At 73.3% G+C, this 21899-nt stretch carries 17 protein-coding genes and 5 tRNA genes (1 of these 22 only partly in view); 12 read left to right on the top strand and 10 right to left on the bottom strand.

Annotation, left to right across the window (positions count from 1 at the left end; genetic code table 11):
* The 9 genes from ACIG36_RS29640 to ACIG36_RS29600 form a co-directional block, all read left to right on the top strand.
* Positions 1 to 24, top strand: a tRNA-Gly gene (locus ACIG36_RS29640) (it extends 148 nt beyond the left edge of the window).
* A gap of 45 nt (positions 25 to 69) precedes the next feature.
* Positions 70 to 141 (top strand) — tRNA-Gly (locus ACIG36_RS29635).
* A 45-nt stretch (positions 142 to 186) separates the two neighbouring features.
* Positions 187 to 258: transfer RNA gene (locus ACIG36_RS29630), tRNA-Gly, on the top strand.
* Between the two features lie 72 nt (positions 259 to 330).
* A tRNA-Gly gene (locus ACIG36_RS29625) sits at positions 331 to 403 on the top strand.
* Between the two features lie 143 nt (positions 404 to 546).
* Positions 547 to 1494, top strand: a complete 948-nt coding sequence (locus tag ACIG36_RS29620) for an ABC transporter ATP-binding protein (protein ID WP_399934389.1) — start codon at positions 547 to 549, stop codon at positions 1492 to 1494.
* Positions 1494 to 2252, top strand: coding sequence for an ABC transporter permease (locus tag ACIG36_RS29615; RefSeq protein ID WP_399934386.1), 759 nt, complete (start codon positions 1494 to 1496; stop codon positions 2250 to 2252). Before ACIG36_RS29620 ends, ACIG36_RS29615 begins: the two co-directional genes overlap by 1 nt.
* A 42-nt stretch (positions 2253 to 2294) precedes the next feature.
* On the top strand, positions 2295 to 3644 hold the full coding sequence (locus ACIG36_RS29610) for a sensor histidine kinase (RefSeq protein ID WP_399934382.1): 1350 nt from the start codon (positions 2295 to 2297) through the stop codon (positions 3642 to 3644).
* Entirely contained in the window at positions 3641 to 4273 is a 633-nt protein-coding gene (locus ACIG36_RS29605) for a response regulator transcription factor (protein WP_399934379.1), read from the top strand. Before ACIG36_RS29610 ends, ACIG36_RS29605 begins: the two co-directional genes overlap by 4 nt.
* A gap of 34 nt (positions 4274 to 4307) precedes the next feature.
* Positions 4308 to 4380: transfer RNA gene (locus ACIG36_RS29600), tRNA-Gly, on the top strand.
* Between the two features lie 97 nt (positions 4381 to 4477).
* On the opposite strand, the gene ACIG36_RS29595 is transcribed toward ACIG36_RS29600, so the two are convergent.
* From ACIG36_RS29595 to purD, 6 genes are all read right to left on the bottom strand, one after another.
* The gene (locus ACIG36_RS29595; protein WP_399934376.1) at positions 4478 to 5860 is read right to left on the bottom strand and encodes an ATP-binding protein; all 1383 of its coding nucleotides are present in this window, start codon (positions 5858 to 5860) and stop codon (positions 4478 to 4480) included.
* Positions 5857 to 6555, bottom strand: a complete 699-nt coding sequence (locus ACIG36_RS29590) for a response regulator transcription factor (RefSeq protein WP_399934373.1) — start codon at positions 6553 to 6555, stop codon at positions 5857 to 5859. The genes ACIG36_RS29595 and ACIG36_RS29590 overlap by 4 nt, the downstream gene beginning before the upstream one ends.
* Positions 6556 to 6656: 101 nt before the next feature.
* The gene (locus tag ACIG36_RS29585) at positions 6657 to 7556 is read right to left on the bottom strand and encodes a phosphoribosylaminoimidazolesuccinocarboxamide synthase (protein WP_399934371.1); all 900 of its coding nucleotides are present in this window, start codon (positions 7554 to 7556) and stop codon (positions 6657 to 6659) included.
* Positions 7557 to 7625: 69 nt separating this feature from the next.
* Positions 7626 to 9104, bottom strand: a complete 1479-nt coding sequence (locus ACIG36_RS29580; protein ID WP_399934368.1) for a N,N-dimethylformamidase beta subunit family domain-containing protein — start codon at positions 9102 to 9104, stop codon at positions 7626 to 7628.
* Between the two features lie 219 nt (positions 9105 to 9323).
* Complete coding sequence (locus tag ACIG36_RS29575; RefSeq protein ID WP_399934506.1) at positions 9324 to 11006, bottom strand: hypothetical protein; 1683 nt, start codon at positions 11004 to 11006, stop codon at positions 9324 to 9326.
* Positions 11007 to 11318: 312 nt separating this feature from the next.
* The gene (gene purD, locus ACIG36_RS29570; protein WP_399934365.1) at positions 11319 to 12566 is read right to left on the bottom strand and encodes a phosphoribosylamine--glycine ligase; all 1248 of its coding nucleotides are present in this window, start codon (positions 12564 to 12566) and stop codon (positions 11319 to 11321) included.
* 274 nt (positions 12567 to 12840) lie between these two features.
* Here purD and ACIG36_RS29565 point away from each other — a divergent pair, with 274 nt between their 5' ends.
* On the top strand, positions 12841 to 13584 hold the full coding sequence (locus ACIG36_RS29565) for an SLATT domain-containing protein (RefSeq protein WP_399934362.1): 744 nt from the start codon (positions 12841 to 12843) through the stop codon (positions 13582 to 13584).
* Positions 13585 to 13644: 60 nt separating this feature from the next.
* Here ACIG36_RS29565 and ACIG36_RS29560 read toward each other — a convergent pair whose 3' ends face one another.
* The 4 genes from ACIG36_RS29560 to ACIG36_RS29545 form a co-directional block, all read right to left on the bottom strand.
* The gene (locus tag ACIG36_RS29560; protein WP_399934360.1) at positions 13645 to 14295 is read right to left on the bottom strand and encodes a hypothetical protein; all 651 of its coding nucleotides are present in this window, start codon (positions 14293 to 14295) and stop codon (positions 13645 to 13647) included.
* A gap of 185 nt (positions 14296 to 14480) precedes the next feature.
* Positions 14481 to 17003, bottom strand: coding sequence for a glycosyltransferase (locus ACIG36_RS29555; RefSeq protein ID WP_399934358.1), 2523 nt, complete (start codon positions 17001 to 17003; stop codon positions 14481 to 14483).
* A gap of 45 nt (positions 17004 to 17048) precedes the next feature.
* Positions 17049 to 17777, bottom strand: a complete 729-nt coding sequence (locus ACIG36_RS29550) for a GntR family transcriptional regulator (RefSeq protein ID WP_399934355.1) — start codon at positions 17775 to 17777, stop codon at positions 17049 to 17051.
* A gap of 155 nt (positions 17778 to 17932) precedes the next feature.
* Positions 17933 to 19288 carry an aspartate aminotransferase family protein gene (locus ACIG36_RS29545; RefSeq protein WP_399934352.1) on the bottom strand — a complete coding sequence of 452 codons (1356 nt, stop codon included), beginning with the start codon at positions 19286 to 19288 and terminating at the stop codon, positions 17933 to 17935.
* A 381-nt stretch (positions 19289 to 19669) separates the two neighbouring features.
* Here ACIG36_RS29545 and ACIG36_RS29540 point away from each other — a divergent pair, with 381 nt between their 5' ends.
* Positions 19670 to 19873, top strand: coding sequence for a cold-shock protein (locus ACIG36_RS29540; protein WP_399934350.1), 204 nt, complete (start codon positions 19670 to 19672; stop codon positions 19871 to 19873).
* Positions 19874 to 20109: 236 nt separating this feature from the next.
* A complete protein-coding gene (locus tag ACIG36_RS29535; protein ID WP_399934347.1) occupies positions 20110 to 21855 on the top strand; it encodes a protein kinase in 1746 nt (581 codons plus the stop codon).
* Positions 21856 to 21899 lie beyond the last annotated feature (44 nt).

Below are 21899 nucleotides of genomic sequence, written 5' to 3'. Positions count from 1 at the left end.
AGTGTGCGATTCCTGTCACCCGCTCTGACCGTTCAACCGGCCACGTACGTGGTCCGGATGGATGGACGCGCGGGTGTAGCTCAGTAGTAGAGCGCCCCCTTTCCAAGGGGGAGGCGCAGTGTGCGATTCCTGTCACCCGCTCTGACCGTTCAACCGGCCACGTACGTGGTCCGGATGGATGGACGCGCGGGTGTAGCTCAGTAGTAGAGCGCCCTCTTTCCAAGAGGGAGGCGCAGTGTGCGATTCCTGTCACCCGCTCTCATCGCTTACCGACCACTCCGGTGGATCAGGTACAGTGGTGCACGCACCGCACGAGAGCGCGGGGCGAATGCGGACGTAGCTCAGTTGGTAGAGCACCACCTTGCCAAGGTGGATGTCGCGAGTTCGAGTCTCGTCGTCCGCTCAGAGAACGAAGGCCCCGGTCGGGAACGACCGGGGCCTTCGGCGTTCCCGCGGCGGGGCTGATGACGGGCTGATGACATTCGTCATCCGAAGTCATGACAGGCCGCACTGCCCCCGGGCCGGATCGGCCGGGAGCCTTGAAGCATGGACTTCGGGGAGAGTGTGATCGAGGTCTCGGGGCTGCGCCGGCGGTACGGGCAGTCAGGGGACAAGGGGTACGAGGCGGTGCGGGACGTGTCCTTCACCGTGCGGCGGGGCGAGCTGTTCGCGCTGCTGGGGACGAACGGCGCGGGCAAGACCTCCACGGTCGAGCTGCTGGAGGGCCTGGCCCGGCCCACGGCGGGCCGCATACGGGTGCTGGGCCACGATCCGTACGAGGAGCGGGGCGCGGTGCGGCCACGGATCGGGGTGATGCTCCAGGAAGGCGGCTTCCCCTCCGAGCTGACCGCCGCCGAGACGGTGCGGATGTGGGCCGGCTGTACGACCGGGGCGCGGCCCGTCGACGAGGCCCTCGGCCTGGTGGGGCTCTCGGGGCGCGCGGGCGTCCGCATCAAGCAGCTCTCCGGTGGTGAGCGCCGGCGGCTGGACCTGGCGCTGGCCCTGCTCGGCCGGCCCGAGGTGCTCTTCCTGGACGAGCCGACCACCGGCCTCGACCCCGAGGCGCGGCACACCACGTGGGAGTTGGTGCGGCGGCTGCGCGAGGAGGGCACCACCGTGCTGCTCACCACGCACTACCTGGAGGAGGCCGAGGCACTGGCCGACCGGCTGGCGATCATGCGCGAGGGACAGATCGTGGCCACCGGGACGCCCGCCGAGGTGATCGGAGCGTATCCGGCGCGGATCCGCTTCGCGATGCCGGACGGGTGGTTCGTCGGTGATCTGCCGCCGCTCGCCGAGCTGGGGGTCGTCGGTCACGAGGAGAGCGGGGGGCGGATAGAGCTGCAGACCAGGGAGCTGCAGCGGACGCTGACCGGGCTGCTGCTGTGGGCCCGGGACAAGGACATGGAGCTGGAAGGGCTCGACGCGCGGACCGCCTCGCTGGAAGAGGCGTTCCTGGCGATAGCGGGCGCGACCTCGGGGAGGGGCGAGTGATGGCGGCCGGACGGATGCTGGCGCTGGGGCGGGCCGAGCTGACCCTGCTCGGGCGGAACAGGATGGCCCTGTACATGGCCCTGCTGATGCCCCTCACGATGGTGTGGGCGATGAGCGGGGCGATGGAACGGGTGGACCTCGAAGAGACCGGAATGACGGCCAACGAGGTCCTGATGACGGGGTCCTTCGGCTACATCCTGCTCTTCGCCGTCTACCAGAACCTGGTCAGCGCCTATGTGGCGCGGCGGGAGGAGCTGGTCCTCAAGCGGCTGCGCACGGGCGAGGCCGGCGACGCCGAGATACTTTCCGGGACCGCGCTGCCGGCGGTGGCCGTGGCCATGGCCCAGTCCGTGCTGCTGCTCATAGCCGGCGTGGCCCTGCTGGACCTGCGGGCGGTCGCCCGTCCCGACCTGGTGCTGGCCGGTCTGGTGCTGGGCGTGGTGCTCAGCGTCACACTCGCCGCCGTGACGGCGGGCCAGGCGAAGACGGTGGAGAGCGCGCAGCTGGTCACCATGCCCCTGTTCCTGGTCTCGCTGCTGGGCTCGGGCCTGTTCGTGCCGGTGGAGGTCATGCCGGAGACGCTCGCGGACGTGTGCCGTCTGTTGCCGCTCACACCGGTGATCGACCTGATACGGGGCGGCTGGCTGGGCGGGATGGACGCGGGCGAGGCACTGCGGGCGCTGGGGACCGCTTTGGTCTGGTCGGGGCTGGGAGTGTTTGCTGTACGCCGGTGGTTCCGCTGGGAGCCGAGGCGCTGAGCGCCTGTTGGGACCGGGGTAGGGAAGGGATACGGGGGGCACATGGGCGTGCGGTCGCGGGTGCGCGAGTGGCGGGGGCGGAGCCGGATAGCCCAGGTCGACAGCTATATGCGGTGGACGCTCTACGGGCTGCCGTGGATCTTTCCCGTGGTCAACGCCGTGGCGTGGCCGACCAGCCCGCAGGGCATGCCGCCGCTGGCCTGGTTGCTGCTGGCCCTGGGCTTCGCCCAGTCCCTTCACGGGGTGAAGCTGATCCGGCGTGCGCTGGAGCACTATCTGCGCAAGAAGCCGGCGCCCTGGTGGCATCTCTCGTTCGCGGCCGCGCTGTTCGCCGCCACCGTCGTGGTGTTCATGCTCGTGGCGCGCAAAGCTCCGGGGGATCCCTACGCGAACGGCATGATGCTGCTGAACGGCGGGCTGGTGGTCTTCGGTTCGTACAGCATCCTCACCCGCCGGGTCCGCACGTTCCTGGCCGGCTGCGCCGGGGCGGGGGCGGCGGTGGGGCTGGCGCTCCTCCCGCTCGGGTCGCCGCTGATCGGTTCCGTCGTATTGGCGGTGGCGTTGTTCCTGCTCGGGGTGTGGGCCATGGCCACGGTGCGCTCCTCCGCGTGGTTCCTGGCGGTGCTGTGGGAGGCGGAGGCCGCGCGGGCGACGCAGGCACGGCTGGCGGTGGCGGAGGAGCGGCTGCGCTTCTCGCGCGACATGCACGACGTCCTCGGGCGGAACCTCGCGGTGATCGCGCTCAAGAGCGAGCTCGCCGTACAGCTCTCGCGGCGGGGTTCGGATGCCGCGGTGGACCAGATGACCGAGGTCCAGCGCATAGCGCAGGAGTCGCAGCGTGAGCTCCGGGAGGTCGTGCGCGGCTACCGCGAGGCGGATCTGCACACCGAACTCGTGGGGGCCAAGGGGGTGCTGGCCGCGGCGGGCATCCACTGCCGCGTCGACGCCGACGCCGGCGCACATCTTCCGTCGGCGGTGCAATCGGCGCTGGCGTGGGTGGCCAGGGAGGCCACGACGAACGTGCTGCGGCACGCGGAGGCGAGCCGCTGCGCGGTGCGGCTGCGGGTCGTGGACGGGGTGGCGGTGCTGCGGATGGAGAACGACGGCGTACGGGGAGCAGCCGTCGCCCCTGCGGGGGCCGGGGGCGGCTCGGGGCTGGCGGGGCTGCGGGAGCGGCTGACGGCGCTGGGCGGCACGCTGACGGTGGAACGCGGGGCGCACCGGACGTTCCATGTGACGGCGAGGATCCCGCTGGCGGCGGCGGAGAACGCGGCAGGGCCGGGCATGGCGCCGCCGCCGGCGCGTCCGGCGGGCCCCTTTCCCGGTGGAGGGGCGGCCGAGGAGGCCCGGGTGTCCGCCGTGGCCGTGCGATCGGAAGGAAGGACCGCATGAGCGGGGAGTCCACCGGAGCCGTCCCCATCCGGATCATGCTCGCCGACGACGAGCATCTGATCCGTGGGGCGCTCGCCGCGTTGCTGGGGCTGGAGGACGATCTGCAGGTCGTGGCGGAGGCCGCCACCGGCCCCGAGGCGTTGGCCATGGCCAAGGTGCACCGGCCGGACGTGGCTGTACTGGATCTTCAAATGCCAGGGGCTGACGGTGTGATGGTCGCCACATCCCTGCGGGCCGAACTGCCGGGCTGCCGCAGCATGATCGTGACCGGTCACGGCCGGCCCGGACATCTCAAGCGGGCGCTGGAGGCGGGAGTGCGTGGGTTCGTCCCGAAGACCGTCTCCGCCCAGCGGCTCGCCGAGATCATCCGTACCGTGCACGGAGGAAGCCGTTATGTGGACCCGGAGTTGGCGGCCGACGCGATCAGCGCGGGGGACTCGCCGCTGTCCGCACGAGAGGCGGAACTGCTGGAGCTGGCGGAGGACGGGGCACCCATCTCGGAGATCGCCGAGCGGGCTTCGCTGACACAGGGGACGGTCCGCAATTACCTCTCCGCGGCGGCGCTGAAGCTGGGCGCGGAGAACCGTCATGCGGCGGCGCGCATCGCACGTGCTCAGGGTTGGCTATAGTGGTACCCGCACCGCACGAGAGCGCGGGGCGAATGCGGACGTAGCTCAGTTGGTAGAGCACCACCTTGCCAAGGTGGATGTCGCGAGTTCGAGTCTCGTCGTCCGCTCAGAGAACGAAGGCCCCGGTCGGGAACGACCGGGGCCTTCGGCGTTCCCGCGGCTACCGCTCGACGCCCGGCGCCCGGCGCCCGGCCGGTATAGGGCTCAGCCTGCGGGAAAGCTCAGCCGGAAGAGGGCGCCGCCCGTCGCGGCCTGCTCCGCCGTGAGCTCCGCCCCGTGCGCACGGGCGATCTGGCGGGCCATCGCCAGGCCCAGGCCGGAGCCCGGAAGGGCGCGGGCCTGCCGGGATCGGTAGAAGCGGTCGAAGACATGGGGCAGGTCCTCGGCGGAGATGCCGGGGCCGTGGTCGCGGACGGTCAGGTCGAGCGCGCCGTCCGCATGGGTCAGCCGCACCTCGACCACGGCGCCGGCCGGGCTGAACTTGGCCGCGTTGTCGAGCAGGTTGGACAGCAGCCGGGCGAGCCGGGCGGGCACGCCCGCGACCGTGGCCTCGTCCAGGTCGGCGGTGAAGACCGTGCCCGGCCAGTGGCTCCGGGCGTCGGCCACGCAGCGTTCGGCGAGCCGGTCCAGCCGGACCTGCTCGACCAGCGGCCGCGGCTCCTCGTCGCGCGCCAGCTCGATGAGGTCGTTGACCATGCCGGTCACCTCGCGCAGCTGCCGGCCCAGGGCGTCCGAGGCGCGCTCGCGCTGGGCCACGGTGAGCCGGTCGGCGCGGGCGAGCAGTTCGGCGTTGGTGCGCAGCGCGGTGAGCGGGGTGCGCAGTTCGTGGGAGGCGTCGGCGACGAGCCGTCGTTGGGCGGCGACGGCCTCCTCCAGTTCGCCGAGCATGATGTTGAAGCTGGTCGCGAGGCGGGTGATCTCGTCCTGGCGGCGAGCCTCGTAGTGCGGCATCTCGATGCGGTGGGCGGGGTCGCGGGTGGCGGCGATGCGCTCGGCGGTGGACGTGAGCCGGGTGACGGGCCGCAGGGAGGTGCGCGAGGCCACATAGCCCAGGCCCGCCGCCAGCAGCACTCCCCCGGCGCCGACCGCCCCCAGGTACAGCCCGGCCTGTTCCACGCTCTGGCCGACGGTGTCGGAGCGGGCCGCCACCTGCAGTGCGCGCCCGGCCCTGCCCGGCAGCGGGGTGGTCAGCATCCGCATGGGGCGGCCGTCGTGGGTGATGTCGCTGTAGTACGCGCCGAGCGTGCCGGCCGCGACGCGGCGCGACGCCCCGGTGACCGGCAGCACCAGCCCGCTCTGCCCGGCGGCCGCAGGGTCGGCGCGGACGATCTGGGCGCAGGCGGGCGCGGCCCGCCAGGCGCACTGGTCGTACAGGACGCCGCTGTCGGCACCACCGCGGCTCTGCTGGGCAATGAGCCCGGCCTGCTGCTTGAGCTGCAGGTCCAGCTGGCGTACGAGTTCGTAGCGGATGACCACATAGGCCGCGGCCAGCACGCCGAGGGCGACCAGGGCCACCGCCGCGGAGGTGACGAGCGCCAGCCGGGTCCGCAGGGGCCTGCGGCTCAGCAGCCCCCCGGTCCCGATCACCGCTCCGCCAGCCGGTAGCCGACGCCGTGCACGGTGTGCACGAGCCGCGGTGCGCCGCCCGCCTCCAGCTTGCGCCGCAAGTAGCCGATGTAGACGGCCAGGGAGTTGGACTCGGGGCCGAAGTCGGCGCCCCAGACGCGTTCCTGGATCACCTCACGCGGCAGCACCTGTCCCGGGTGGCGCAGCAGCACCTCCAGCAGCGCGAATTCGGTGCGGGTGAACTCCAGGACGGTCCCCCCGCGCTCCCCGGTGCGGGTGAGGGGATCGACGCGCAGGTCGGCGAAGGCCAATTCCGCGCTCTCCCCCGCAGGTTCGGCCGGAGCCGCCCGGCGCAGCAGGGCGCGCAGGCGGGCCAGCAGTTCGTCGAGCGCGAAGGGCTTGACGAGGTAGTCGTCGGCTCCCGCGTCCAGGCCGGCGACCCGGTCGGAGACGGCGTCGCGTGCGGTGAGGACGAGGACGGGCGTCCGGTCGCCGAGTTCGCGCAGCCGCCGGCAGACGGCGAGGCCGTCGAGCACGGGCATGGCGAGGTCGAGCACGATGGCGCGCGGCGCCGCGCTCGCGACGGCGGACAGGGCCTCCAGGCCGTCGCCGGCCTCGCGCACCGTGTAGCCCTCGACGGCGAGGCTGTCGACGACGGCGGCCCGTACGTCGGGGTCGTCGTCCACGACCAGTACGGGCGTCGACGTCTGGGGCATGGCGCCTCCGGCGGGGTACGGGTTCCTGTGCGGTGTCCCCACGATGGCATGCCCACTCTGAGAGGGCTCTTAGGGAGCCCCCCGGCCGGCCGCGGGCCCGCCTACGCCCACTTCGTGCCGGTCAGGCGCTCGTAGGCCTCCACGTACTTGGCGCGCGTGCGCTCGACGATCTCCTGGGGCAGCTCCGGCGGCGGCAGCTGGCCGTGGCGGTCCCAGCCCGAGGCGGGCGACGTCAGCCAGTCGCGGACGAACTGCTTGTCGAAGGAGGGCTGCGGCCGCCCCGGCTCCCAGGTCTCGGCGGGCCAGAAGCGGGAGGAGTCCGGGGTGAGCACCTCGTCGGCGAGTACCAGCTCGCCGTCCGCGTAGCCGAACTCGAACTTGGTGTCGGCCAGGATGATGCCCCGGTCGCGGGCGATGTCGCGGGCGCGGCCGTAGACGGCCAGGGTCGTCTGGCGCAGCAGGGCCGCGGTCTCGGCGCCGACCCGGCGGGCGGTCTCCTCGTAGGAGACGTTCTCGTCGTGCTCGCCGACCTCGGCCTTGGTGGCCGGGGTGAAGATCGGGGAGGGCAGTTCGGAGCCGTCGGTCAGGCCCTCGGGCAGGGCGAGCCCGCAGACGGTGCGGGTCTGCTCGTACTCGGCGAGGCCGGAGCCGGTGAGGTAGCCGCGGGCGACGCACTCGACGGGGACCATGTCGAGGGAGCGACAGATCAGGGTGCGGCCCTCCCAGTCGGCGGGGGCGCCGGCGGGCAGGTCGGTGGAGATCACGTGGTGCGGGGCGAGGTCGCGCAGGCGGTCGAACCACCACAGCGACAGCTGGGTGAGGACGCGGCCCTTGTCGGGGATCTCGGTGGGCAGCACCCAGTCGTAGGCGGACATGCGGTCGCTGGCGACCATCACGAGCCGGCCGGCCTCGTCGCGGTAGAGGTCGCGGACCTTGCCGGTGTGCAGGTGGGTCAGGCCCGGCACCTCGATCGGCTTGGGCTTCTCGACGAATCCGGACACGCGTCCTCCTGGTGGTTTGTCCAAACACCTCGATTCTGCCGCACGGTCCGGAAAGCGTTGCGGTCAGGGTCAGGCCCGCTTGCAGATGCGGTCCAGGAGGTTGGCGGTGGCCCGCTGGACGCGGGCGTCGACGTGGCCGGGCCGGTCCAGGGCCGGGGACCAGGCGAAGGTGCCGGAGGCGAAGACCAGGGCGCCGCTGGGGGCGCGGTACAGGGAGGTCTCCTGGTGCCGCCGCGCGCCGTCGCCGTCCTCGTAGGGGGAGTGGGCCAGCAGGATGCGGCGGGTGTGCTCGGGCAGGGCCGTTCGGGGGAAGTAGCGGTCGGCCTCGCCCGCGACCAGGCCGGGCAGCTCGTCGCCCTCGCCCGCGCCCGTGGCCTCCCACAGCCAGTGGTCGGCGTTGCGGACGACCAGCGGGGCGGGCTCGGGCACCCGGCCCGCGTACTGGATGCCGAGCAGCTGCTGCTCGGGCGGCGACATCTCGCGCCAGAGCGCCGAGCGGCCGGGGCCGCGGCGCTTGCGGCAGGTCAGCAGGTGGTCGGGGCCGGCCGGCGAGGGGGCGAGCTCGACCTGCCAGTACATGGTGTTGGAGGAGAGGAAGACCAGCGAGGTGCCGCCGTCGCGGGCGTCCTCGGCGGCCCGGCGCATGGCCGGCGACCAGTACTCGTCGTGGCCGGGGAAGACGATGCCCCGGTAGCGTGCCGGATCGATTCGTCCGGCGTGCAGGTCGCGGGTCTCGGCGTAGGCGAGGTCGTAGCCGTAGCGCTCGGCCCAGCGGATGAAGTCGTACGCGTGGCCGACGTGCAGCGGCAGTCCGGCACCGGCGTAGGGGCGGTCGAAGGAGACGGTGGTGGCCGCGCCCTCCTCGCCGAGGAGCCGCCCGCTGTCGTCCCAGGCGTGGTAGAGGCTGGCGCCGGTGCGGCCGTCCTCGGGGTAGAGGTTATAGGCCTGCCAGGTGATGTCGGGCAGGACGAGCAGCAGGTCGGCGGGGGCGCTGTCGCGGACGGTGAAGGGGATGTGGCTGCGGTACCCGTCGGCGGTGGTCAGGACGGCGACGTAGGCGCCGGTGCTCCAGAAGGCGGGGATCTGCAGCCGCCAGGAGAGCCACCAGTGGTGGCAGGAGACCGTGCGGTCCACGGTGAGCGGGGGCGGCTGGACGATGCCCGACAGCCGGGGGCTGGTGGTGATCTTCGAGGCGCCGACGCCGCCGTAGTGACCGATGCGGTAGATGTCGACGGCGAACTGCTGCGGGGGATCCACGGTGATGCGGAAGTCCACGGCCTCGCCGGGGGCCACCGCGCTGTCGGTGGCGAAGCCCTTGATCTGGCAGTGGACGTCGTCGGCGGTGCGGGGCCCGGGTCTGCGCGGGGGCGGGACGCGCGCGCCGGCCGGGGCGACCACCGGGTCCACGTACCAGGGGATGATCTGGCCGGTGCCGTCGAAGTAGTACTCGCCGCCGCGCAGCCAGGGCAGCGGGCCCTGCCCGAAGGGGTCCGAGACGGCGTGTGCGAGTGCCCCGGATTCCCAGCGCCGGATCCGATCCATCCCCATGTGGGCTCTCCCTCCCCTGGGTCACCGCATACCCATTCGGTTTCCCAGCAGATCACAGGACACACCTGGCTCGTCACTGTTCGTCGGCAAATTCCCCGGAAGTGATGGCTCGGCCTCTACGCACAGTCACCGCTTCACCGTCCGTGACGGGGGCGGGGCCGTGGGGACGGGACCGGGGAGACCGGACGGTGGGAACGGAACCGCGGTGACGGGACCGTTTCACCCGAGCCGGACGGGCTTCTCGGGGCGCACCCCGATCTCGCCGAGCCAGGCGCGCAGGGGCTCGCCGTCGCCGTCCTCGATCAGGCTGAGGACGGTACGGGTCAGGTCGGCGCGGCGGGCGCCGCCGACGAGCAGGGCGGGGCCGTCGAGCCAGTCCAGGCCGGGAGTGGCGCCGGCGGTGTCGACGGCGGCGCAGCACACCATGGCCGTCACATGGTCGGCCAGCAGCTCCCGGCCGCTGCGCGGCGGCTGCAGCGGGAACAGCGGGGCCAGGCCGTCGACCCAGGAGCCGGCGGCGGCGCCGAACGTGCCGCGGCGCTCGGCCGCGCGCTCCTCGCGGGCCGCCTCACGGGCCACCTCGGCGCTCAGCCGCAGCTCCAGCTCCTCGCCGACCCCGCCGCCGGCCGGGCCGGTCAGGCGCTCGAGGACGCGGGCGACCGTGGGCGCGGCGGGCGTGGGATCGGGCACCAGGGGGGCGGGCGTGCCGCCCGCCGGTGCCCCGGCCAGGGCGCCGCGGGCGGCGATGTCGTCGAGGACGCGGTGCAGGCGGGCGGCCTCCAGCCGCCACTTGCGGTCCACGACCTCCTCCGGGTACTGGCTCCAGGAGACCGGCGACCAGTCCGGGCCGGGCTCGGGAGGGCCGCCGTGGAAGAGCCGGGCGGCCAGCAGGGACGCGGCCTCGTCGATGAGGCCCGGCTCCTCCAGCAGGTCGCACGCGGGGCGCTCGCCCAGCCGGGAGGCGAAGCCTTCCGCCAGCCGGTCGCGGCGGGAGAGCTCGGTCAGGGCGGAGACCACGCCGGCGTCCAGGCGGGAGGGCCAGCGGCCCATCCGCCACGCGGGCAGCGCGACGCGGTTCAGCAGCCGGTCCCAGCCGGCGTAGGCCAGGCCCACCTGCTCCTGGGCGACGATCCGCAGGCCGTAGTCCACCGCCTGGGCGCGCTCGGAGGCGGCCGCGGCCACCCCGCGCTCCATCTCGGCGGCGTGGTCGCGGCAGGAGCGCAGCAGCAGCCGGGCCGTCCAGCCGACGAAGGCGAGCAGCGGCCGCCCGGCGGCGACCGCCACGGCCGCGTCCAGGCCCCGCACGAAGCGGCGGGCCGCCGCTATGTCGGGATGGGCGGCCGGGCCCGTGCCCGCCACGACCGGCGCCAGCAGGGCCCGCAGCTCGGCGACACGCATCCACCACAGGAACGGCGAGCCGATCACCAGTACCGGGGCGGCACCCGCCCGGCGGCGCGGTACTGCCCGCTCGCGCGGAGGGCCGTGCGCGGGGTGCGTACGGTCCTCCAGCCAGCTGTCGCAGTCGGGCGTGAGGGCTATGGCGGAGGGGGCGGGCACGTCCAGCCGCTCGGCGAGGTCACGGACCAGGCGGTAAAGGTCGGGGGCCGTCTCCTCCGGGATGGGGACGGTGGGGCTCAGGGCCGGCCGGGCGCGGGCGACGACGACGGCGACCCCGGCCGCCAGCAGCAGCGACAGCACGGCGAGGGCGGAGACGACCGGGCGGACGACGTCCCAGACGGAGCCGTCGGGGATGCGGCCCATGGCGGAGCCCGCCGCCAGGACGACCGCCGCCGCGGCGGGCAGCAGAGCGACCGCGAGCGCGGCGCCGCGCACGCGCAGCACGGCGAGGGCTCGGGTGCGCGCGGCCAGCGCGCCTGCTTCCGGACCTGCCACGGGACCGATCACCCCCAGTTGCCTGTAGTGCTCTGCCCAGGTGCCGGCATGGGACCGGTCCGGGGCCGACGCCGTCGGCGTTGCTTACCACCCCCACTGTGGCACCGGCCTCTGACATCGCAATGCCGGTGGGCCAGTTGCCGGACGCGCAGCAGGCCTTCGCCGCACCCTAGTTGGGGGTGGGGCGCGCGTCAGCCGGTTGGGCTAGCGGTCACCCGATGGAATGGCTTTGGGCAAAGCCTGGTGCGCTGCGCGCGGCCGGGCACTTCGTTCGGCTGGGGCGGGGGTGGGCGGGGCCGGTTTGCCGGCCGCGGTTCGGCGTCAGGCCGATGCCGCCTTGGCCGCGATGTCCGTGCGGTGGTGGGAGCCGTCCAGGTGGATGCGGGAGACCGCCTCGTACGCGCGCGTGCGGGCCCGGGTCAGGTCGTCGCCGGTCGCGGTCACGGACAGGACGCGGCCGCCGGCGCTGACCACGCGGCCCTCGGCGTCGTGGGCGGTGCCCGCGTGCAGGACGTAGGCCCGGTCCACCTCGGCCGCCTCGGTCAGGCCCTCGATCACGTCGCCGGTGCGCGGGGTGCCCGGGTAGTTGTGCGAGGCGATGACGACCGTCACGGCCGCGCTGTCGCTCCAGCGCAGCGGCGGCTCGGCGGCCAGGTTGCCGGTGGCGGCGTTCAGCAGGACGCTCGCCAGCGGGGTCTTCAGGCGGGCCAGCACGACCTGGGTCTCCGGGTCGCCGAAGCGGGCGTTGAACTCGATGACCCGCACACCGCGCGAGGTGATCGCCAGGCCCGCGTAGAGCAGTCCGGAGAAGGGCGTGCCCCGGCGGCGCAGCTCGTCCACGGTGGGCTGCAGCACGGTCCGCAGCACCTCGTCGACCAGCTTGGGGTCGGCCCAGGGCAGCGGGGAGTAGGCGCCCATGCCGCCGGTGTTCGGGCCCTCGTCCGCGTCCAGGGCGCGCTTGAAGTCCTGCGCGGGCTGCAGGGGCAGGACCGTCTCGCCGTCGGTGATGGCGAAGAGGGAGACCTCGGGGCCGTCCAGGAACTCCTCGATCACCACGCGCGAGCAGGCCAGCGCGTGCTCGCGGGCGGCCGCCAGGTCGGAGGTGACGACGACGCCCTTGCCGGCGGCCAGGCCGTCGTCCTTGACGACGTAGGGGGCGCCGAACGCGTCGAGGGCCGCGTCGATCTCGTCGGGGGTGGTGCAGACGTAGCTGCGGGCGGTGGGAACGTTCGCGGAGGCCATGACGTCCTTGGCGAAGGCCTTGGAGCCCTCCAGCCGGGCCGCCTCCGCCGACGGGCCGAAGACGGGGAAGCCGCGCTCGCGCAGCACGTCGGCGACGCCCGCGACCAGCGGGGCCTCCGGGCCGATGACCACCAGGTCCGCGCCCAGTGACGCGGCCAGCCCGGCGACGGCCGCGCCGTCCAGCGCGTCCACGGTGTGCACCTCGGCGACCTCGGCGATCCCGGCGTTGCCGGGGGCGCAGTGCAGCGCGGTGACGTCGGGGTCGAGGGACAGAGAGCGGCACAGGGCGTGTTCGCGGGCGCCGCCGCCGATGACGAGGACCTTCACGGGCCCCACCCTATTGCCTGCCTTGTCGATCACTACGACTCGGGGGCCGCCGCCGACTCGTAGGAACCTCTCGTCAGAACGTTTCGGCGCCCGTGGGGCGTCACTGGGCGGACCGGGCCGCCCTCTTTCGGGTGATGCCCGCAAGCCTCCTATACCTGATTCCGCCGCACTTACGGACGGAAAAGGCTCGATCCTGTGCCCAACGCCAACCGTTCGGCGGTAGGAAGGAGGCTGCGATCACGGATAACGCACACGGCTGAGAGGGAGTGCAGGGGTGAGCCAGCCTGAGATGCAACCCGAGGGGCTCCCGAGGGAAAAGGGCGGCCACCAAGGGGGGCAGCACCGGGACGACCTGCGCGGCCGGTCCTTCCCGCTCGGGGACTGGGGCGAGCCCGCCGAGCGGCTGGACGAGCTGTACAGATGGGTCGAGGCCGGGGCGCTCAATCTGGCCGACTGGTATCTGACCGACCGGGCGTGGAAGCGCCGCTGGGCGCGCGGTTTGCGCCTGGGCGCGGCATTCTGCGCGGTGATCGGGGCCTCCCTGCCGCTGCTGGAGCTGACCAAGGTGCTGCGCACCGGGTCCGCGTGGGCGTTCCTGGCGCTGCTCGGCGCGGTGGCGTGCGTGGCGTGCGACCGCTACTTCGGGCTGACGTCCGGCTGGATGCGGGCGGTGGCCACGGCACAGGCGGTGCAGCGGCGGCTGGAGGTGCTGCAGTTCGACTGGGCGTCGGAGTGCGTGCGGGAGGTGCTCGGGCCGACGGAGGGCACGGCGAGCGAGGCCGCCGAGCGGTGTCTGACCGTGCTGCGGCGGTTCTCCGAGGACGTCTCGGAGCTCGTACGGGCCGAGACGGCCGACTGGATGGTGGAGTTCCGGGCGGGGCCCGCGCCGCTGCTGACGCAGTCGCTGGTGGCGTGGGGGCCGCGGGGCGAGGGTGGCGGTCCGGTGGGGCGGTTCCCGATGCCGCCGCACACACGGCCGAACATGCCGCGGCAGCGGCCGCCGGAGTCACCGCGCTAGGGCGTCGCGCCGGCGCTGACCTGAGCGGCGGTTCCGGGGCCCGGCCCCGGAACCGTGCCCTCAGCTGAAGACGATCATCGAGCCCTGGCCCAGGCTCCGGGTGGCCGCCGCGTGGAGCCCCAGCCATACGTGGCGCTCCCGGGCGAAGGGGCTGTCGTCGCGCGGTCCCGGCGCGGCGCGCTCCTCGAGGCCCGTCGGGCGGTCGGGAGCGGCGGGCGCGGCGGGCGGGTTGTCCGGGTCGATGCCCAGCACCGGCGCCACGGCGTGTAGTTCGCGCAGCAGGCCATGGCTGGACCCCAACGGACCGCCACCCTCGAGGAGTTCCTCGTTCGAGAGCGGATGCGCGAAGTCCACGGGGACGTAGGCGCCCGCGTGGTCGTAGTGCCAGACGAGGTGGGACTGCTGGGCGGTGGCCTCGAACATTTCCAGCAACTGCTCGTAGTCACCACCGAGTTCATCCACGGGAGTGACGGCCAGCCCGCACAGGTTCAGCAGGTGGGCGCGGCGCAGGAAGTGCAGCGCGTCGTAGTCGAAGCCCGCGACCGGGGCCACGTCGCCGGAGAGGCCCGGCATGTAGCCGAAGACGGGCACGGGAGGCAGTCCGGCGTCACCGAGCGCCTTGTCGTACGCGGCGATCTCCTCGGCGAAGGGGTTGTCGGGGCTGTGGCACAGCACGTCGACAAGGGGCACTAGCCAGAGGTCACAGGCCACGTGAACTCACTCTCGTCTTCGCATTGCTGCGATGGTCGGGGCATGCGATGGTCGGGCCAGAGTAGTGCCGCTCAGCCGGTTGTCACACAGGGGCGACGGACATGGAATCCCGCGCTCCGCACGGTCCGCGCACGGCCGGCCGGCGGCTCGCGCCCGCCGGCCGTTGCCGTCCGCCACAGCTGCCGTCAGCCGGAGTCCCGCACGTCCCACACCCATACGTCGCCGGCCCGCTTCGGCTCCTTGCCGGCCAGCTGCGTCACCGCCCGGCGCAGGGCGTCCTCGTTGTCCTGCCGGGCGAGGACGAGGGAGTCCGCGCGCCAGTAGGCGAGGTCCCAGGCGAACTCACGGCGCTGCTGCGGCCCGATGGCGGGCACCTTGCCGCTCTCGCGGACCTTGCCCAGCAGATCGGACGTGGGGCGCGGCTGGGGCCCGTAGATGCCGATGCGCTCGGGGCCCCACGGACCGTTGAAGTAGCCGCCGGGGAAACGGAAGCCGAGGTCCGCGTCGATCTGCCAGCCCAGGGCGGCGGTGTCGGACGGCGAGGGGACCGGTACGGGCACCAGCGAGCGGCCGGGGCGTACGTACTCGCGCCAGGTGCCGTCGGCGACGAACGCGGGCACGGGCGCCCGCTCGACGATCCGGTACGGGGTGGGCACCAGCGGCAGGACGGCCACCGCCAGGGCCGCCCAGCCGAGCACCCGGCGCGAGCTCTCGCGTTCGCTGCGGACGCGCCGCAGGGCCAGCCGGTCGCAGGCGAGGGCGAGGAGGATGCCGAGGGCGGGCACGCAGACCATCGCCATCCGCGACTCGATGACCGACTCGAAGAACGGCATCTGTGCCACGACGCGCCACGGTCCGGGCAGGGTCTTGTCGGTGCCCAGCAGCGGGATGTTCTGGCCCAGGGAGAGGACGGCGGCGGCCAGCGCGGTGAAACCCAGGGCACGCGCGCGTGGCTGGTCGCGCAGGTGGGCGACGATCGCGACGGTGACGAGGACCAGCGGCCAGCCGAAGAAGGCGTTCTCCTCGGTCCGGTTGAGCGACAGCGAGGCCGCGACCTTCTCGTCGCCGGCCAGCGAGCGGGTGGCGAACTCCAGCAGGGCCATCGGGTGGTTGCCGACCTGCCCGTGCAGCACGCTGTGGTAGCTCTGCGGACCGTAGAACTGCCAGGCGACGGGTCCGATCACCAGGGGGACGGACACCAGCGCGGCGACGCACAGGCCGCGCAGCAGGGGCCCGGCGACGGCCCTGGTGACGTCCGGGGAGGCGATCGCGTAGCCGAGGGCGAAGAGGGCGAGGCCGGTGACGGCCAGCAGCAGTGCCTCTTCACCGAGGAAGATCTGGTAGGCGAGGAACAGGCCGAGGACGACGGCGTCGCGTGTGTGCCGCCGCCCGCCCTCGCACAGCCGCAGCATCCGATCGATGATCAGCGGCATCATGAAGAGCACCAGGAAGTTGGGGTGCGCGTTGCCGTGCGAGATCATCGGCGGCGCGAAGGCGCAGAAGCCGCCGCCCAGCGCGGCCGCCCAGCGGGAGCGCACGAAGCGCTTGGCTATCAGCCAGTACCAGGAGCAGGCGGTCGCGGCCAGCCCGCCGGTGAGCACGACGGCCCAGGTGACGTGGGCGCCCAGGGCGAGCGTGAGGGGCGCGAGCGGGACGGACAGGCCCAGCATGGCGGTGTTCGCCATGAGGTTCACCCCGAGCGGGGCGTTCTGCAGCTCGCTGAAGAACGGATTCCGCAGATGCGCGACGTTGTCGGCGGTGACCGCGAAGAACCATTCCCACTGCTGCTGGTCGGAGCCGGAGTCGGCGAGGTAGCTGCTGCCGAGGCCGCCCCACAGCCCGCCGTAGAGCACGAAGGAGAGGAAGAGGAAGATCGCGGGTATCGCCAGTTGCGCGGGACGCACCGCGCGCCAGCGCAGTCGCAGGAGGTCCGCGAGGACGCGGGGGTAGGCCAGCGGGCGGACCTTGGAACCGGGCTGATGGGCCCAGCGGACGGGCACTTCGGCGACCTCCCAGTCCATCTGGTGGAAGAAGCGCAGGATCTCGACGTCGTAGCTCCAGCCGTCGAGGCGGGAGCCGGCGAAGGCGGTACGGACCTTGTCCCCGTCGAAGAGCTTGAAGCCGCACTGGGTGTCGCGTATGCCGGGCACGGCGGCCGCGCGTATCAGCCGGGCGCCGACGCGGCCCATGAGCTCGCGCAGCGGGTTCTGGTGCACGTCGATGCGCGATCCGGGCAGTGCGCGGGAGCCGACGGCCGCGGCGGCGCCCCGCTCCAGCCGCTCCTGGAGGAGGTCCATCTCCTCGATGGGGGTGGCCAGGTCGGCGTCGGTGACCAGCACGCGGCGGCCGCTCGAGGCGAGCACGCCGGTGCGTACGGCGTGGCCCTTGCCGCGGTTGTCGGGAGTGCGCAGCAGCCGGATGCGCGGCTCCTCGGCCGCGGCGGCCTCGGTGACGGCGGCCGTGCCGTCGCTCGAGCCGTCGTCGACGACGATCAGTTCCCAGCGCAGGGGTCCGAGGGTCGCCAGGTGCGCCCGTATCGCGCGCAGCGTCGGGGCGAGCCGGTCCTCCTCGTTGTACGCGGGGACGATCACCGACAGGTCGGCGGACGGTTCGGGGGACCGTGGGGCAGGTGGGCCGGCGGACGGGTCGACTCGTGGCCCGGTGGCCCTCCCGGACGGATCCGACGGTCGGTCCGGTGCCGGCTTCATTTCGAATCACATTCCGTTTGTCGACGACGGCGAGCGACTTCGACCTTATGTGGTCGAACCGTGATCGGTCTGCCGGGTCAAGCCGTCGATCAGCGCCAGCGAGTGCTGGTTGTACGCGGCGATGATCTGCTGCGCGCGTGCCACGTCGCGGCAGGCCACCGCCTCCACCAGCTCGGAGTGGCCGTGCCACAGCCGCCCCCGCAGGTCGCCCAGGCGCCGCAGCAGCGGCACCGTGAAGACCCAGCTCTGCACCCGCACCCGGTCAAGGAAGCCCGATATATACGGATTTCCCACCAGTCCGGCCATCTCCCGCCAGAACCGCAGGTCGTAGCCGATGAGAATGTCCAGGTCCCCCGCCAGCGCGGCCCGCCCGGCCTCCTCCGCCCGGCGTCGCACCGAGGCCAGCGCCTGCGGCGTCGCGGCCGCCAGCGCCCGCTCGGTGATGGGCGGACCGCCCACGCCGCCGGGGCTGTGCGGGAGGCGGAACATGCCCTCGACGATCAGGGTGCGGGCCTCGATCATGTCCCGGAAGTCGGCGTACGAGAACTCGCGCACCCGGTAGCTGCGGTGCAGCTCCACCTCGAGCAGCCCCTGCGAGCACAGGTCGAGCAGCGCCTCGCGCACGGGCGTCGCCGAGACCCCGTACTGCTCGGCGATCTCCTTGACGGTGAACTGCCGGCCCGCCGGGAGCCGCCCGGCGATCACCTCGTCGCGCAGCGCCTCGGCGATCTGTGAGCGCAGCGTGGTGCGCTTGACAGTCTCGCTGCCGGACATCGTTCTCCGTCTCCCTTTCCCTGCCGCGCGCCTGGCGTGCGAACGGCCCCCGCAACGATATGCGAGGGCCGTCACGGGCGATATATCCCGTGCGGGCGGGAAGGGCGAACGCTACCGGATCCTCCCGCCGGCCGGGGCGGTGGCGGGCGGGCCCGTCAGGAGACGTACGCGTCCGCGACCGTCAGCGCCTGGTCCAGGGCCGCCAGGCCTTCCTTCGCCTCGGCCTCGGTGATGGTGCACGGCGGCACGACGTGGGTGCGGTTCATGTTCACGAACGGCCACAGGCCCGCCTCCCGGCAGGCGGCGGTGAAGGCGCCCATGGGGGCGGCCGCCTCGCCGGTCGCCGCGTACGGGACCAGCGGCTCGCGGGTGGCCCGGTCGCGGACCAGTTCCACCGCCCAGAACGCGCCCAGCCCGCGCACCTCGCCCACCGACGGGTGCCGCCCGGCGAGTTCGCGCAGCCCGGGGCCGAGGACGTCCGCGCCGATGCGGGCGGCGTTCTCCACGATGCCCTCCTCGGCCATGGCGTTGATCGTCGCCACGGCGGAGGCGCAGGCGAGCGGGTGCCCGGAGTAGGTGAGTCCGCCCGGATAGGGGCGCTCGTCGAACGTGGCCGCGATCTCGCCGGAGATCGCAACGCCGCCCAGCGGCACATAGCCGGAGTTGACGCCCTTGGCGAAGGTGAGCAGGTCGGGGGTGACGCCGAAGTGGTCGGCGGCGAACCAGCGGCCCGTGCGGCCGAAGCCGGACATGACCTCGTCGAGGACGAAGACGATGCCGTACCGGTCGCAGATCGCGCGCACACCGGCGAGGTAACCGGGCGGAGGCACCAGGATCCCGGCCGTGCCGGGCACGGTCTCCAGGACGATCGCGGCGATCGTCCCCGGCCCCTCGAAGACGACCGTGTCCTCGAGGTGGCGCAGCGCGCGCTCGCACTCCTGCTCCTCGGAGGCGGCGTGGAAGGGCGAGCGGTACGGGAACGGCCCCCAGAAGCGCACGACGCCCGCGGAGGCGGTGTCGGAGGGCCAGCGGCGCGGGTCGCCGGTGAGGTTGATCGCGGCGGCGGTCGCGCCGTGGTACGAGCGGTAGGCGCTGAGCACCTTGGGGCGGCCGGTGTGCAGCCGGGCCATCCGGACGGCGTTCTCGACGGCCTCGGCGCCTCCGTTGGTGAAGAAGATCTTGTCGAGGTCGCCGGGGGTGCGTTCGGCGATCAGCCGGGCGGCCTCGGACCGTACGTCCACCGCGAAGCCGGGCGCGATCGTGCACAGCCGTCCCGCCTGTTCCTGGATCGCGGCGACGACCTTGGGGTGCTGGTGGCCGATGTTGGTGTTGACCAGCTGGGAGGAGAAGTCGAGGTAGCGGTTGCCGTCGTGGTCCCAGAAGTACGAGCCCTCGGCGCCGGCCACGGCCACCGGCTCGATCAGGGTCTGCGCGGACCAGGAGTGGAAGACGTGCGCGCGGTCGGCGGCCTTGACCGCCGCGCCGAGGGAGGGATCGGGCTGCGTGCTCACGGGCGTACCTCTGGTCGAAGGAGGTGAGGGCAGTGGGGGAAGCGTGCGGACGTGCCCCGGCAGCGGCTCGGGCGCCGTACGGGCCGAGCCTGCCGGTACGGGCGAGCCTAGGGAGCGCGGGCTTCCGGCCGGTACCGGCACTCTGTTGGGCCCACCCGCGCGCTCCCGGACACAGTGCCGGGTACCGCCGTACGGTGCGAGACCACACAAATCGCCGTACGGGAAATCCCAATTCGCGGGCATTCGCCTGCTACGGTCCTTTGCGGTTGCAGTTTGGTACCCATTTGTCATGTGCGCCTGAAGGTCCGTGACCTCGGGCGCACTTGCGTTTTTCCATGGGCGCGCGGAATTCCTCCGCACGCCCCCGATAAGGAGATCGTCTTGGCTACCGGCATCGTCAAGTGGTTCAACTCGGAAAAGGGCTTCGGCTTCATCCAGCAGGACGGCGGAGGCGCCGACGTCTTCGCCCACTACTCCAACATCGTCAGTCAGGGTTACCGGGAACTCACGCAGGGCCAGAAGGTGACGTTCGACATCACGCAGGGCCAGAAAGGCCCGCAGGCGGAGAACATCCTTCCGGCCTGACGAGCGGTCTGACGAGCGGTCTGACGACCGGCCTGACAACCGGTCCGGCGACCGGGCGGACGGGACGGGCCGGACGGCCGCCCCGCGGCCCCCGGGGCGCCCGCCCGGACGGGCCGTACCCTCCGGGGGCCGGAACGACAAGGGCCGGGACCGCACTTCTCGACCGTGCGGATACCCGGCCCTTTGCCGTGCCGCTATTCTCCCCGCGACGAAACATGGGGGAAGGAGCAGCCGGCATGGAAGACCTGTCGCCGGAAGACCCGCGAGAACTCGGTGCCTATCGCCTGCTCGGCAGGCTGGGGGCGGGCGGCATGGGCCGGGTCTATCTCGCCCGCTCCGACCGCGGCCGCACGGTGGCCGTCAAGCTCGTCCAGCCGGAACTCGCCGGCCAGGAGGAGTTCCGGCGCCGCTTCCGCCAGGAGGTGCGCGCCGCCCGGCAGGTCGGCGGGGAATGGACGGCTCCCGTCCTCGACGCCGACACCGAGGCCGACGTCCCCTGGGTCGCCACGGGCTACATCGCCGGGCCCTCGCTGCGCCAGGTCGTCGACACCGACTACGGCCCGCTGCCCGAGCGGTCCGTGCGCATCCTCGGCGCCGGGCTCGCCCGCGCGCTGCAGTCCATCCACGCCGCCGGGATCGTCCACCGCGACCTCAAGCCCTCGAACGTGCTGGTCACCCTCGACGGGCCGCGCGTCATCGACTTCGGCATCGCCCGCGCCCTGGAGACCGTCACCGACGGCGGCCTGACCCGCACGGGCGCGGCCGTCGGCTCGCCCGGCTTCATGTCGCCCGAGCAGGTGCGCGGCGCGCAGATCACGCCCGCCAGCGACGTCTTCTGCCTCGGCTCGGTGCTGGCGTACGCGGCGACCGGCACCATGCCGTTCGGCACGGCCGACAGCGGCGTCCACGCGCTGATGTACCGCATCGCGGAGGAGGAGCCGGACCTCACCGGCGTGCCGCCCACGCTGCGCCCGCTGATCACCGCGTTCCTCGCCAAGGACCCCGCCGACCGGCCCTCGCCCCAGCAGGTCCTGGAGCGCACGGGCGTCGAGGACGTGCTGAGCGACCTGCGGTCGGCGGAGCCCTGGCTGCCGGGCGGCCTCGTCGCCCAGCTCGGCCGGCACGCGGTGCAGCTGCTCGACGTGGAGAGCCCGGCGCACCCCGCCACGGCCGTCGGGGCCGCCGGGTCCATACCCACCCCGGCCGCCGAGTCGCCCACCCGCGTGGAGCCGCGGGACGCCCGTCCCGCCGAGCCGCCGACGGTCACCGCGCACTCCGGGCAGCCCCTGCCGCCGCCCGCGCCCGGCACCGGATACGGCTACCCCGGCCCGTACGGCCCGGCCCCGTACGGGCAGGCGCCCTACGGTCACCCCGCGCCGGTACCGCCCCGTTCGAAGGCGCCCTACATCGTGGCGGCGATCGTGGCCGCCGGGCTGCTCGCCGGCGGCGGGACCGTCTTCCTGCTCAACCGCCACACCGAGGACGACGCGCGCTCCCCCGGCCCGGCCCCCAGCCCCTCGGCGGCCACCCACAGGCCGTCGTCCGGTCCTACCGCGCATCCGACGACACAGCCCACGCCGCCGCCGACCCCGCCGACGACCGGCGCCGCCACCTCGCCCGGCACGGGCCCGCAGGCGTACCTCGGCACATGGCAGTCGAGCTTCGGCAGCGGCTCGCGCGTGAACACCCGGACCCTCACCATCTCCGGGGGCTCGGTCGTCGACGTCACCATCGACGGAAGCGGCGTCCTGGACGACGGCACCTCCTACGTCTGCACCTGGCGGACGACCGCCACCGGCGGCGGCACCGGCGGAGGCCCGCTGCGCCTCGGTCCGTCCAGCGTCACCCGGGCCATGCCCAAGTCGGCCTGCCAGCCCGGCTCGTCGTCCGAGCTGGTCATGCTGCCGGACGGCAGGGTGCGGCGCGACTTCAGCGACTCGGACACCAAGGACGCGTCGCTGGTCTACCGCAAGATCTACTGAGGCCGGACGGACGACGGCGCCCCGGTGGCCGTGAGCCACCGGGG

Source organism: Streptomyces sp. NPDC053048 (assembly GCF_044547045.1).
Taxonomy (GTDB): Bacteria; Actinomycetota; Actinomycetes; order Streptomycetales; family Streptomycetaceae; genus Streptomyces.
This window is presented reverse-complemented; position numbering and strand designations above follow the sequence as displayed.

What these genes read in the sequence shown, in the direction of transcription:
- ACIG36_RS29535 (WP_399934347.1), top strand. Translation starts at nt 20,110, where the DNA reads ATGGAAGACCTGTCGCCGGAAGACCCGCGAGAACTCGGTGCCTATCGC.
- ACIG36_RS29580 (WP_399934368.1), bottom strand. Translation starts at nt 9,104, where the DNA reads ATGGGGATGGATCGGATCCGGCGCTGGGAATCCGGGGCACTCGCACAC.
- ACIG36_RS29610 (WP_399934382.1), top strand. Translation starts at nt 2,295, where the DNA reads ATGGGCGTGCGGTCGCGGGTGCGCGAGTGGCGGGGGCGGAGCCGGATA.
- ACIG36_RS29615 (WP_399934386.1), top strand. Translation starts at nt 1,494, where the DNA reads ATGGCGGCCGGACGGATGCTGGCGCTGGGGCGGGCCGAGCTGACCCTG.
- ACIG36_RS29605 (WP_399934379.1), top strand. Translation starts at nt 3,641, where the DNA reads ATGAGCGGGGAGTCCACCGGAGCCGTCCCCATCCGGATCATGCTCGCC.
- ACIG36_RS29620 (WP_399934389.1), top strand. Translation starts at nt 547, where the DNA reads ATGGACTTCGGGGAGAGTGTGATCGAGGTCTCGGGGCTGCGCCGGCGG.
- ACIG36_RS29550 (WP_399934355.1), bottom strand. Translation starts at nt 17,777, where the DNA reads ATGTCCGGCAGCGAGACTGTCAAGCGCACCACGCTGCGCTCACAGATC.
- ACIG36_RS29555 (WP_399934358.1), bottom strand. Translation starts at nt 17,003, where the DNA reads ATGAAGCCGGCACCGGACCGACCGTCGGATCCGTCCGGGAGGGCCACC.
- ACIG36_RS29590 (WP_399934373.1), bottom strand. Translation starts at nt 6,555, where the DNA reads ATGCCCCAGACGTCGACGCCCGTACTGGTCGTGGACGACGACCCCGAC.